Origin of the sequence: Yoonia maritima, from assembly GCF_002933395.1 — a bacterium.
In the GTDB taxonomy this organism is placed as follows: Bacteria; Pseudomonadota; Alphaproteobacteria; order Rhodobacterales; family Rhodobacteraceae; genus Yoonia; species Yoonia maritima_A.
The window spans coordinates 659426-672192 of record NZ_PKFN01000007.1 but is presented as its reverse complement, the minus strand read 5'-3'; the positions used below and the strand labels follow the sequence as shown (position 1 = coordinate 672192).

Below are 12767 nucleotides of genomic sequence, written 5' to 3'. Positions count from 1 at the left end.
ATCATGCAATCGCTGACCATTCCGCTTCTTGTGATTCTAGGCTTGACCATCACAGGTTACTTCCTAGCCAAGACGCGGGCATTGCAAGTCGCTGGCGGAGACATCCGCAAGTTGGTTTCACTGCCCAAGCAACATGCCCTCAATACCGTTCTTGCCACTGCGATACCGCCACTTGCGGCGATCGTTTTATTTTCGCTGTACCGTCGCCTCGCAGAGGCAGAAGGGTCTTGGCTGTTTACGCTTGTCGTAATTGCCTTGGCGGTGACGGGCTTTGCGCTTTCACTGATTGGCATTAAACAAGAAAGCCGTGCGCGCACATTCGCGGAACGTTGGATTATGGGGCTGCTTATCTTTGCTTCAACAATCGCGATCATGACGACTGTCGGCATCGTGTTTTCAATGTTGTTCGAGACGTTCAATTTCTTTGAGCAATACGATTGGCGCGACTTCTTTTTTTCCGCAAACTGGTCTCCTAACTTTCGTGGTAACTCTGATCTGGGTATTCTGCCACTGTTGTGGGGGACGTTATATATCAGTTTTATCGCGCTTCTTTTTGCCGTGCCTATTGGGTTGTTCGCCGCGATTTACCTGTCGGAATACGCAAGTAGCCGCATGCGGTCTGTTGCAAAGCCTGCGATTGAAATCTTGGCGGGTATCCCGACGATTGTATACGGTCTTTTTGCACTGGTTACGGTCGGCCCGTTTTTGCGCGATTACTTTGCTTCCCCAATGGGGCTGGGGCAAAGCGCATCATCCGTGATGACCGCTGGCCTCGTTATGGGGGTCATGCTGATCCCATTCGTCAGTTCACTTTCAGATGACATCATTAACGCTGTGCCGCAGGCGATGCGCGATGGGTCCTTTGGACTGGGTGCCACGAAATCTGAAACCATCCGTCAGGTGGTTATTCCTGCGGCGTTACCAGGTATCGTTGGTGCTGTCTTGCTTGCGGCGTCACGCGCCATCGGCGAGACCATGATCGTGGTGCTTGGCGCGGGGGCCGCGGCGCGGCTTTCACTTAATCCATTCGAAGCGATGACAACTGTCACCGTTAAAATCGTTAGTCAGCTGACTGGTGATACCGACTTTGCCAGCCCTGAGACGCTGGTAGCCTTTGCACTTGGTTTGACGCTGTTTGTCATCACCTTGGGCCTGAACGTCTTTGCGCTGTTTATCGTGCGTAAATACCGGGAGCAGTACGAATGACGACCTCTTTGCTAACAACGGACGCGCGCACCAAAAAGCGGAACGCGGCCGAGGCACGCTTTAAGGCCTACGGGCTGGGGGCGATTATCGTTGCCATGCTGGCGCTGGTGATCTTGCTGACTTCGGTCTTAGGTAACGGACTTAGCTCTTTTCAACAGACCTTTATCTCGTTGAACGTAGAGCTACCCGAAGACAAGCTGGATAAATCTGGTGTGCGCGACATTTCTGTGATGTCCAAGGTGACCACGATTGGTTACGCACCTATTTTGCGCAACGCGCTACTCGCGACTTTGGAAGAACAGGGGATCGAAACGGATCTGTCGAACAAAGAGATCAGCAACATGATCTCAAAAGAGGCAGCCGCGACCGTCCGTAACCGTGTACTGGGGAGCCCTGATTTGGTGGGTCAGACAGTGCAATTCGACGTTCTTGCATCAGGCCGTATCGATGGTTTTTTTAAAGGCCGCGTCACAATGGAAAGTGCGGCGCTTGATGGTAATACATCGCCGGAAGCATTGGAAATTGCCCAAGCCCTAGCCGATGCAGGCATCATGCAGACAAAGTTCAACTGGAATTTCTTTGTTTGGCCTGACGCATCGGACCAACGCCCAGAGGCAGCGGGGATCGGCGTCGCGATCCTTGGTTCACTATATATGATGCTTATTGTGTTATGCTTGGCTTTGCCGATTGGTGTTGCGTCATCGATCTACCTCGAAGAATTCGCGCCAAAGAACCGGTGGACTGACGTCATTGAGGTAAACATCTCAAACCTTGCTGCGGTGCCGTCGATTGTGTTCGGTATTCTTGGCCTTGCAATTTTCATCAACTTTATGGAGTTTAACCAATCATCGCCTCTTGTCGGTGGTTTGGTTCTGACGTTGATGACATTGCCAACCATTATCATCTCAACCCGTGCCGCGTTGAAATCTGTACCCCCGTCGATCCGCGATGCGGCATTGGGCGTCGGCGCATCAAAGATGCAGTCAGTGTTTCACCACGTCTTGCCATTAGCAGCACCGGGGATTTTGACAGGGACAATCATTGGTCTAGCCCAAGCCTTGGGTGAAACGGCACCTTTGTTGTTGATCGGTATGGTGGCTTTCGTTCGCGAATACCCGGCTGCCTTTACTCCAGAAAGCGGGCTGTTTGGCGAAGCCTCAACTGCGCTGCCTGTACAGGTTTACAACTGGACACAACGTGCTGACCCCGGCTTTGTTGAGCGTGCATCCGGTGCGATTATTACATTGCTGGTTTTTCTGCTAATTATGAATGCGGTCGCGATCTACCTGCGTCGCCGCTTTGAACGACGCTGGTAGAGGAGAGCGAAAATGGAAGATATGATTCAAATGGACCGCACAATGAGTACCCAGCAAGATATTAAGATCGAAGCGAAAAACGTTCAGGTCTATTACGGCGACAACCACGCGATCAAAGACGTTGACGTGCAGATTGCTGATAAAACAGTGACAGCCTTTATCGGGCCATCAGGCTGCGGTAAGTCAACTTTTTTACGTTGTATCAATCGGATGAATGACACAATTGATGTGTGTCGTGTCACCGGTGATATCTTGCTTGACGGCGAAGATATCTATGACCCCAAGGTCGATCCGGTGCAGTTGCGCGCCAAGGTTGGTATGGTGTTTCAAAAACCAAACCCATTTCCCAAGTCGATTTATGACAACGTCGCCTACGGCCCGAAAATTCATGGTCTCGCGCGTGACAAGACCGATCTTGATGAAATCGTTGAAAAGTCGCTGCGTAAAGCGGCCCTATGGAACGAGGTCAAAGACCGTCTTAACGCGCCCGGTACGGGGATGTCGGGTGGACAGCAGCAGCGTTTGTGTATCGCACGCGCAATTGCAACGGCCCCTGAGGTATTATTGATGGATGAACCTTGTTCGGCGCTTGATCCAATCGCGACAGCGCAAGTCGAAGAACTGATCGACGAATTGCGCCAAAGCTTCTCGGTTGTGATCGTGACCCACTCGATGCAACAGGCCGCGCGGGTTAGTCAGAAAACCGCGTTTTTCCACCTTGGGAACCTTGTGGAATTCGATGACACCGACAAAATTTTTACCAACCCACAAGACCCCCGCACGGAAAGCTATATTTCCGGCCGGATCGGTTAAGGAGCACATCTGATGAACGAACATATTTCATCCGCCTATGACCGCGATCTTGAAGGGATCACAACGCTAATCATGAAAATGGGTGGCTTGGTCGAGGAGGCAATCCTTCGCTCGGCGAATTCTCTTGCTAACCGCGATGTTGAATTGGCTGAAGCAGTCCGCAAAGCCGACAAAGCGATTGATGACCTAGAAGAGCAAATCAACGAAGAGGCCGCACGCACAATTGCGTTGCGTGCACCTGTTTCAAAAGATCTGCGCGCGATTTTGACCGTTCTACGCTTGTCTGCGTCCCTTGAACGGATCGGTGACTACGCCAAAAATATTGCCAAACGTACCAGCGTTTTGGTCGAAATGAGCCCGGTTAGCGGTGCCGATACCGCGTTGCGCCGTATGGCGCGCGAAGTCGAGCAAATGTTGAAAGACACGCTTGATGCATATGTTCGTGGCGATGCAGAACTGGCCGAAGTTGTACGTCAACGCGACCAAGAAGTTGACCAAATGTACAACGCGTTGTTCCGGGAATTCTTGACTTTCATGATGGAAGATCCGCGCAATATCACATCTTGCATGCATTTGCATTTCATGGCGAAAAACATCGAACGGATGGGCGACCTAACGACGAACATGGCAGAACAGGTTATCTATCTGGTCACTGGTGAAATGCCCGAAGAAGCACGCCCCAAAGGTGATAAAACGGCATTTGTTGCGGAGACAGGCTAATCCTATGGCACAGCAACCTCATGTTCTTGTCGTCGAAGACGAATCTGCACAACGCGAAGTTCTTGCTTACAATCTTGAGGCCGAAGGGTTCCGCGTAACCCGTGCTGAAAACGGTGAGGAAGGGTTGCTTTGCGTCGAGGAAGATACCCCAGATGTCATCATCTTGGACTGGATGATGCCGCATCTTTCTGGGATCGAGGTGTGCCGTCGGTTAAAGGTGAAACCTGAAACCCGCGGTATCCCAGTGATCATGCTGTCAGCCCGTTCCGAGGAAGTCGACAAGGTCCGTGGCCTTGAAACTGGCGCAGATGATTACGTGGTTAAGCCATACTCAGTTTCCGAATTGATGGCACGCGTTCGCACGCAGCTGCGTCGTGTTCGCCCTGCGACCGTGGGGCAGGTGCTTACTTACGAAGATATCGTACTCGACGCAGAGACACATCGGGTAACGCGCGACGAAAATCCACTTAAACTGGGTCCGACCGAATTTCGGCTACTGACCACATTTATGGAAAAACCGGGACGCGTTTGGTCACGCGATATGTTACTGGACCGTGTCTGGGGGCGGGATATTTATGTCGACACTCGGACTGTCGATGTGCACGTTGGTCGTCTACGCAAAGTGCTGACCCAACATGGTGGTGATGATCCTGTGCGCACTGTGCGCGGTGCTGGATATGCACTTGGCTAATGCCGTTGGCGTAAGGTGGGTTTAAACCCACCCTACGTTGCTTTTCTTTAGTTGTTGCCCCAAGGGCCGTGGTGCCCAGAGCCACCATCTGTGCGTGCAAAGCCGTGCGCACCAAAGAAGTCGCGCTGACCTTGAATCATGTTCGCCGTACCGCGCGCAGTACGCATCGCGTCAAAATATGTCAGACCTGAAGACAGGGCGGGTAGGGCGATGCCGTGCAGCGCACCTTGTGCTACGACCTGACGAAGTGCGTCTTGATTGCTTTTGAGTTTGTCCGCAAAAGTTGGCGCGAACATTAGGTTCCGGTTTTCATCCTCAGCCAAAGCTGTCGACATATCGTCTAACATCGCGGACCGAATGATACAGCCTTCGCGCCAGACTTGCGCAATCGCAGGAAGCGGAAGCGCCCAACCAAATTCTTCAGATGCTTTGGTGATCATATCGAACCCTTGTGCGTAGCACAGGATTTTACCAGCCATGAGCGCCTGCTCCAGTGTGCCCAATGACAGTGCATCATGTGGGATCTGTCGTGGCGCGGTCCCAAACAGGTCTTCGCCTGCGGCACGTGCCTCAAGTTGAGAAGAAAGGTTACGCGCTACAACTGCGGCTTCAATCGCAGGAATTGGGGCCGCTAAAAGCTGAGCTTCGATGACAGTCCAACGGCCAGTACCTTTTTGGCCAGCGGCGTCGACAATAATGTCAAGCATCGGCGCACCGGTTTTTGGATCAACGGCACCTGCAACCTTGCCCGAAATCTCAATCAGGTATGATTTCAGCGGGCCCTTGTCCCATGTGGCGAATGTGTCAGCGATGGCAGCGTTATTCATACCCAGACCATCACGCATGATACCGTATACTTCGGCAATCATTTGCATATCGGCGTATTCAATACCGTTGTGAACGGCTTTGACAAAGTGACCAGCGCCGCCTTCGCCCATCCACGTCGCGCATGCCGTATCTTCATGTTTTGCAGAAATCGCCGTCAAGATATGTGAAACGCGGTCCCAATATTCGCGTTTGCCGCCACCCATGATTGATGGGCCAAAACGCGCGCCTTCTTCGCCGCCAGACACTCCAATGCCAAGGAACGGCAGGTCGCCGGCTTCTTCTGCGCGGCGGTTGGTGTCATGGAAGTTCGCATTGCCAGCGTCGATAATCAGGTCGTTATCACCAAGAAGCGGACGCAGTGCGGCGATTTGATCATCGACTGGCTGACCAGCGGGGACCATCAGGATAATCGCGCGTGGTTCGGCGATTGCTGCAACCAGTTCTGCAAGCGTTTCGGTTGGCGTAATCTTATCGGCAAGTGCACCGGCGTTCGCGTGAAAATCTTTTGTCACCGTGCTCGTACGGTTCCAGACTGCAATATCAAAGCCGTTATCAGCGATGTTCAATGCTAGTGCGGCACCCATCGTGCCAAGGCCGATAAGGCCAATCTCTGCGTTGCTCATTTACGGGATCCCCGAGTAATACGATTTCGACAGTTGTATAGGCTGTCCAAACAGGGATTAAAACGGGGGATGGAAGGAAAACTATGCACTACGATAGCTTTCCTTCACCGTGGCTATGCAGCCGTTGGGATAATGTATTGAACCACGGTGAAAATTGCATAGGCGGCTACCATAGCAATGCCGACAGGTTTTGTGATTTTTCCAACAACTAGCATCCAGATTGCAAACCCAACAGCGATACCGACCGTCGCCCAAAGCTGCATTCCCATCAAAACAGGTGTCACTTCGAGCGGTTTAATGATCGCTGTCAGCGCCACAATTGACAGGATATTAAAGGTGTTAGAGCCGATGATGTTCCCTAAAATCAGGCCGACGGACTTTTTGCGGGCGGCTGCGATACAGGTTGAAAGCTCGGGCAATGATGTGCCAAACGCGACAACAGTCATACCGATGATCGCTTCTGGTACACCGATCAGCGTTCCAGTCACGACAGCGCCTTTGACCAGCATCTCTGATCCAATCGCAAGCGCAAACAAGCCACCAAGTAAGATCAACAGCGCGAACCCCATTGATGGAATGACGCATTCGTCGTCGGCATCTTCGATCTCAATATCAAGGCTGTCGGATTTGTACTGGTAGAAAACAAAGCAAGCGAGAATGCCAAACATGATCAACCCAAGTCCGGTCGAAAACACGCCCGCGAACATTCCGTAGGTCAGGATGCCCGTTGCAAGCAACATCATTGCCAAATCTTTGACTAGATCTTTTGCTTTACCTTCAATCTGAAATACGATCGCGGTCGCCCCGAGAACGAGCAAAATGTTTGCGATATTTGACCCAAGGACGTTGCCCAGCGCAATACCTGGAAAGCCTTGCAAGTTTGCGTTCACCGATGTGAAAAGCTCAGGCACCGACGTCCCGAATGAGATGATGGTGGCACCGATGAAAAGCGGCGACAAACCAGTGCGTTCCGCGATGAAAACAGCGGCGTCAATTGTCCAATCGCCCCCTTTGATCAGCAAAACAAGCCCGAACATAATCGCGCCAGCGGAAAGAACAAAAAGATCGTAATTTGGGAGTATCAACTTTGGGTGTCCTGTAACATCGGTTGTTGTCTGGGCACTTATGCATTGCATGCACCCGCGTGAATAGCCCTATCCCCAATTTTCATTCAGAGGGTACGGTTTTGTGCAAAAGATTGTTTGATGTGCAGCAATTAATGCTTTGGGACATAGCCCAATGATGTTGACGCCTCTTGGCCAAGTTCGATTATGGTTTTTAGAATTTCGGGTTTGCGGTCTTCGCTAAACCTGAATAGCGGAAAAGCGATCGACATTGCGGCAACCGGCCGGCCCAAATGATCGAATATAGGAACAGCAATGCATCGCACACCTGCTTCGCTTTCTTCGATCTCTTCTGCATAGCCGCGTTCTTTGGTTGCGATGAGATCGTTACGAAGGGTTTCTTTGTCGGTAATTGTGTTGGGTGCCGAAACTTCGAATATCATACGGGACATGCGGTCCTCGATCTCTTTTGGGTCGCGCCATGCCAACAGCGCTTTACCCAGTGACGTTGAATGCAGCGGATTGCGTTTGCCTAACGTCGACTGCATCGAAAGATTGTAATGGCTGTCATATTTATGCGTATAGACGACCTTTTCTTCGGTGTTATCCATGATCCCCAAATTGATGGATTCGCCGGTGAGGCGAGACAGCTTTGCCATAACGCGATCAGCGGCCCAAAGTAGATCAGATCGGTCTTGAATAGAGCGCGCCCCTAGGCTGAACAATTTGAGAGTAAGCCCGTAGCGTTCGGTGTCTTCGTCTTTTTCGACGTACCCAAGTTCAATCATCGTGTTCAAAAGGCGATGCGTTGTTGCTTTGGATGTCATGGCAAGGTTGGCTAAATCTGCCAACGTTGATTTGCGATTTTCAACCAATGACTCGAGTACAGAAAACACCTTGAGCACGGCTGCAACATTCTCGGTTTTTTGTTCTGGATTCGCCATTTTACGCACCTAAAAAATTGGAATGTGGTTTCATAAAAAATGCAATCACATCACGGACGATGAAAGTATTACGCGCAAAGCATTGAAAATTCAACGGAAAATACTTAACATACTAGATGATATTTTTGTTGATATTTGATGGCACTTATGTCCAAGATATTTTGAAATGACGTTTCAAAAAATTTAACTCCAAGGATACGGCCTACATGGATCCCCTCTTGCGACAGAAAGACCATTTTATGAGCCGTGCTGAGGCGTGCAGGCTAATCGATGTGTTAGCGGACAATTTGATCAATATTTCCGATGACACCGGAGAGTTCATTCTAAAGCTCGAGGATGGCCGGGAAATTGACACCAAAGGGTGGGCTGGTTGGGAATGGACGCATGGCATTGGCCTGTATGGTCTTTTGAAGTATTTCCAGCAGACCCGTAATCCAACTGCAAAATCTATCATCGATGGGTGGTTTTCGGACCGTTTGGCCGAGGGCACCCCCACAAAAAACATCAACACAGTTGCCCCCTTTCTAACGTTGGCCTGCCTTTACGAGGTCGAAGCGAACAGTGAGTGGCGCCCATATCTGGAACAGTGGGCCGATTGGATCATGTATGAAATGCCGCGCGTCCAAGAGGGCGGACTGCAGCATATTACCTACAACAGCGTGAACCCCGGCCAGATGTGGGATGACACCCTGATGATGAGCGTACTACCGCTGGCCAAAATTGGATTGGTGCTGGGGCGTCCTGAATATGTCGAGGAAGCAAAGTTCCAGTTTTTGACCCATATTCAATATCTGATGGATAGCAAAACCGGGCTTTGGTTCCACGGTTGGACATTTGAGGGCAACCACAACTTTGCGGATGCCCTTTGGGCGCGCGGAAATAGCTGGGCGACCATCGCGATCCCCGAATTCATCGACATGCTTGATTTAAAAAAAGGTGACCCGATCCGCGAGCATTTGCTTTCGACGCTGCGCCGTCAGGCTGCCGCGTTAAAGCATATGCAGGACGAAAAATCGGGCATGTGGCACACGTTGTTGGATGACCCATCAAGCTATGTTGAGGCGTCAGCAACTGCCGGATTTGCCTATGGTCTGCTAAAGGCAGTGCGACTGCGGTATCTAGACGAAAGCTATGCCGACGTTGCTGAAAACGCGGTAAAAGCTGTTGTTGAAAACATCAGCGACGATGGCGAATTGCTGAATGTTTCCTTTGGTACCGCGATGGGCCACGACATGGATTTTTACAAACAGATTCCGCTGACATCGATGCCATATGGTCAATCGATGGCGATGCTGTGCCTGTCCGAATACCTGCGAACATACATCTAAGAACGACATAATGACCCGGCGATTTAACGCAGGGCACGCGAAAAATGAATGGAGATATTCCGGCTTTTTCAGCCGGGCCCAAGGGAGGAAAACATGGGAAGAATGACAAGGCGCCAAGCGCTTGGAACAATAAGTGGTGCGGCAGCTGCAACTGCGTTGCCCGCACTACCTGCTATGGCTGCAGACCGTACGATCCGCCACTTTTGGTGGGGAAACCCCGAACGCGATCGCCGCACGTTTGAAGTGATCGATGTCTTTCAAAAGAACCACAGTGACGTTGAGGTCTCTGGCGAGACGATCGGCTGGGGGGATTACTGGACCAAGATGGCCACGCAGACTGCGGGCCGCAACATGGCCGACCTCGTGCAGATGGATTACCGTTTTTTGTTCGAATATGTCCGTCGTGGCGCATTGCAGCCGCTTGACGATCACATTGGTAACGGCCTTGATTTGTCGAACTTTGACGCTGGCCCACTGTCTGGTGGTATGGTCGACGGTAAGCTTTACGCGCTGAATATCGGCTCCAACTCTCAGGTTGTTCCATTTAACACCCGCCTGTTCGAAGAGGCCGGTATCGACGCCGATGTCATCAACTGGACCCGCGAAGAATTTGCCGCTGCTTGCGAACAGGTTGCGACCCAAACCAATGCCAAAGGCGCTGACGATTTCTCGCTTTTGATCGAATACATGGAGGCATGGGCCCGCCAAGAGGGACGTGATTTCTATGATGCCGATGGCAATGTGACTGCGACCGCCGAAGACGTCGCCGGTTACTGGGCTTATTGGGGCGAAATGCGTGATGCTGGCATCGTCATGGATAAAAACCACACTGTCATTCTGGACAAGCCAATGTCTGAATGGGGTATCGTGACTGGCGAAAGTGCAATGTCGCCTTGCTGGTCAAACCAGCTTGTCGCGGTGCAAGGGCTTGTCGGTGATGCGATCGGCGCCGCAATGGTTGCGCACAAAGAGGGCGGCGCCGGCTGGGGGCAATTTATTAAGCCATCAATGTTCATGTCGCTTACCCGTGACGCTGATGATGTCGAGGCCGCAATTATGTATATGAACGACTGGATCAACAACCCAGAGGCCACCGCGATCTTAGGTCTTGAACGCGGCATTCCTGCGAACCCAATGGTCCGCGAGGCGCTAGCACCGAGCTTTACACCACCTGAAAAGCTCTCGGTAGATTATTTTAACGCGATCCAAGACAAGGTTGGACCATTGCCGCTGCCAGCCCCCAAAGGTGCAGGCGAAGTGCGTGACGCATTCATGCGGATCGGTACTGATGTTGTGCTGGGCAATATGGATGCCGCCGAGGCAGCTGGTATCTTTATCGAAGATGCCCAATCTATCGTTGATCGCGCCCGGTAGTCACCTGCGTTCAAAACCGGCCCTGACCATGTTGGGGCCGGTATCCTCTGGCCCAAGAGCAACGAAATATGAAGAAATTCTTTAGGCGAAACGCGCCCGCGTATGTGTTTCTATCACCTTGGTTCGTGGGGTTCTTTTTGCTCGCGCTGGGGCCTATTCTGGCGTCTTTGTACCTGTCGTTCACGCGTTACGATATGGTCGGTGACCCGCGCTGGGTTGGGTTGGATAACTATGAATATATGTTCGAACGCGACCGGCGTTTTTGGAAAGCCTTAGAAGTCACATTCACCTATGTCGCGCTCGCGGTTCCCGCCCGGCTTGCGATGGCCTTGGGCGTTGCGATGCTGTTGGATAAGGGGCTGCGCACCATCGGGTTATATCGCGCGATTTTCTATCTTCCGTCGCTGTTGGGGTCGTCAATCGCAATCGCAATTTTGTGGCGGCAGCTGTTCTCTGTTGATGGTGTCGTCAATCAGGTCTTGGCGAAATTTGGGATCGAAGGGGCTGCATGGATCTCGGACCCGAATACCTCGCTCTATACGCTTGTTGTGCTTGCGATGTGGCAGTTCGGTTCGCCGATGCTGATTTTTCTGGCGGGTTTGCGGGGCATTCCGCGCGACCTGTATGAAGCAGCTGAAATCGATGGGACGTCAAAGCGACGTCAGTTTTTCCGAATTACGCTACCATTACTGGCACCTGTGATTTTCTTTAATCTGGTGCTGCAAACGATCGAAGCCTTTAAGACGTTTTCATCCGCGTTCATCATCTCGAATGGGACAGGCGCACCAGCTGACAGTCTGCTGTTCTATACCGTCTATCTGTTCAACGAAGCCTTCAAGTTCTTCCGCATGGGATATGCGTCTGCGCTGGCTTGGGTATTGTTGCTGATCATCGGCTTCTTCACGGCAATGACTTTCTTTACCTCTAAATATTGGGTGCACTATGAAAACGAACGCGACTGACATGACCGTTCGCGACAAGAACGCACAGATCGCCCATGAAATCCGATTGGGTCAGAAAAAACGGGCGCGCCGGGCGCGGATCTACAAGCACATCTTTCTGATCGGGATGTCGATTGTGATGCTTTATCCGTTGTTTTGGTTGCTCGCCTCATCTCTTAAACCCGAGAACGAGATTTTCAGCACGCTTACGCTTTGGCCGTCTGAATTCAACTGGAACAACTATACCGAAGGTTGGAACGCGCTGCCAAAGTCATTCACCGTATTTTATATGAATTCGGCCATTGTCACGGTGCTTTCGGTGATCGGTAACCTGCTGTCATGTTCGTTCGCGGCTTATGCGTTTGCGCGGCTTCAATTCAATGGCAAGAATCTGTTCTTTGCGTTGATGATGATGACGCTGATGATCCCGTATCACGTTGTTCTGATCCCGCAATATGTCTTGTTTTTGAACCTAGGTTGGGTGGATACCTATCTGCCGCTTGTCGTGCCACGGTTTTTGGCGTCCGACGCGTTCTTTATCTTTTTGATGGTGCAGTTCTTCCGGCAATTACCCCGCGAATTAGACGAGGCTGCGATGATCGACGGCTGTTCCCCTTACAAAATCTATTGGGCGATCATTTTACCATTGTCCTTGCCTGCCATGGGCACTGCTGCGATCTTTTCGCTTATCTGGGTGTGGGAGGATTTTCTTGCTCCACTGATCTACCTGAATGACATCAAATCATACACGGTGCCTCTGGCGCTGCGGCTGTTCCTTGACCAAGAAGGGCAATCGATTTTCGGACAGATGTTCGCAATGTCCGTTCTGTCGCTGGTGCCAGTCATCGTGTTTTTCATCGCTTTCCAGAAACTTATCGTGCGCGGCATTGCCACCTCGGGAATGAAATAAGGAGCCGCT

At 51.5% G+C, this 12767-nt stretch carries 12 protein-coding genes; 9 read left to right on the top strand and 3 right to left on the bottom strand.

Annotated elements, in window-relative coordinates; genetic code table 11:
• Positions 1 to 3 precede the first annotated feature (3 nt).
• The 5 genes from pstC to phoB are packed head-to-tail and all read left to right on the top strand — an operon-like array spanning position 4 to position 4746.
• The gene (gene pstC, locus CYQ09_RS04815) at positions 4 to 1206 is read left to right on the top strand and encodes a phosphate ABC transporter permease subunit PstC (RefSeq protein ID WP_106744591.1); all 1203 of its coding nucleotides are present in this window, start codon (positions 4 to 6) and stop codon (positions 1204 to 1206) included.
• Positions 1203 to 2522, top strand: coding sequence for a phosphate ABC transporter permease PstA (gene pstA, locus CYQ09_RS04810; RefSeq protein WP_106744260.1), 1320 nt, complete (start codon positions 1203 to 1205; stop codon positions 2520 to 2522). The genes pstC and pstA overlap by 4 nt, the downstream gene beginning before the upstream one ends.
• Positions 2523 to 2534: 12 nt before the next feature.
• Complete coding sequence (pstB, locus tag CYQ09_RS04805) at positions 2535 to 3335, top strand: phosphate ABC transporter ATP-binding protein PstB (protein WP_106744259.1); 801 nt, start codon at positions 2535 to 2537, stop codon at positions 3333 to 3335.
• 12 nt (positions 3336 to 3347) lie between these two features.
• Positions 3348 to 4055, top strand: coding sequence for a phosphate signaling complex protein PhoU (phoU, locus tag CYQ09_RS04800; RefSeq protein WP_106744258.1), 708 nt, complete (start codon positions 3348 to 3350; stop codon positions 4053 to 4055).
• A gap of 4 nt (positions 4056 to 4059) precedes the next feature.
• The gene (gene phoB, locus CYQ09_RS04795) at positions 4060 to 4746 is read left to right on the top strand and encodes a phosphate regulon transcriptional regulator PhoB (protein ID WP_106354339.1); all 687 of its coding nucleotides are present in this window, start codon (positions 4060 to 4062) and stop codon (positions 4744 to 4746) included.
• 47 nt (positions 4747 to 4793) lie between these two features.
• Here the strand turns inward: phoB and gndA are convergent, their stop codons facing one another.
• The 3 genes from gndA to CYQ09_RS04780 form a co-directional block, all read right to left on the bottom strand.
• Entirely contained in the window at positions 4794 to 6197 is a 1404-nt protein-coding gene (gene gndA / locus CYQ09_RS04790) for an NADP-dependent phosphogluconate dehydrogenase (protein ID WP_106744257.1), read from the bottom strand.
• 113 nt (positions 6198 to 6310) lie between these two features.
• Complete coding sequence (locus CYQ09_RS04785; protein WP_239495850.1) at positions 6311 to 7282, bottom strand: calcium/sodium antiporter; 972 nt, start codon at positions 7280 to 7282, stop codon at positions 6311 to 6313.
• A gap of 131 nt (positions 7283 to 7413) precedes the next feature.
• Complete coding sequence (locus CYQ09_RS04780; protein ID WP_106744255.1) at positions 7414 to 8205, bottom strand: IclR family transcriptional regulator domain-containing protein; 792 nt, start codon at positions 8203 to 8205, stop codon at positions 7414 to 7416.
• 239 nt (positions 8206 to 8444) lie between these two features.
• Between CYQ09_RS04780 and CYQ09_RS04775 the strand changes: the two genes are divergently transcribed.
• The 4 genes from CYQ09_RS04775 to CYQ09_RS04760 all read left to right on the top strand — a co-directional run bounded on the left by CYQ09_RS04775 (position 8445) and on the right by CYQ09_RS04760 (position 12758).
• Complete coding sequence (locus tag CYQ09_RS04775) at positions 8445 to 9533, top strand: glycoside hydrolase family 88/105 protein (protein ID WP_239495849.1); 1089 nt, start codon at positions 8445 to 8447, stop codon at positions 9531 to 9533.
• Positions 9534 to 9626: 93 nt separating this feature from the next.
• Positions 9627 to 10907 carry an ABC transporter substrate-binding protein gene (locus CYQ09_RS04770; protein ID WP_106744253.1) on the top strand — a complete coding sequence of 427 codons (1281 nt, stop codon included), beginning with the start codon at positions 9627 to 9629 and terminating at the stop codon, positions 10905 to 10907.
• A 68-nt stretch (positions 10908 to 10975) separates the two neighbouring features.
• Complete coding sequence (locus CYQ09_RS04765) at positions 10976 to 11869, top strand: carbohydrate ABC transporter permease (protein ID WP_106744252.1); 894 nt, start codon at positions 10976 to 10978, stop codon at positions 11867 to 11869.
• Positions 11850 to 12758 (top strand): carbohydrate ABC transporter permease, encoded by a 909-nt coding sequence (locus tag CYQ09_RS04760; protein WP_106744251.1) that lies wholly within the window; start codon positions 11850 to 11852, stop codon positions 12756 to 12758. The genes CYQ09_RS04765 and CYQ09_RS04760 overlap by 20 nt, the downstream gene beginning before the upstream one ends.
• Positions 12759 to 12767 lie beyond the last annotated feature (9 nt).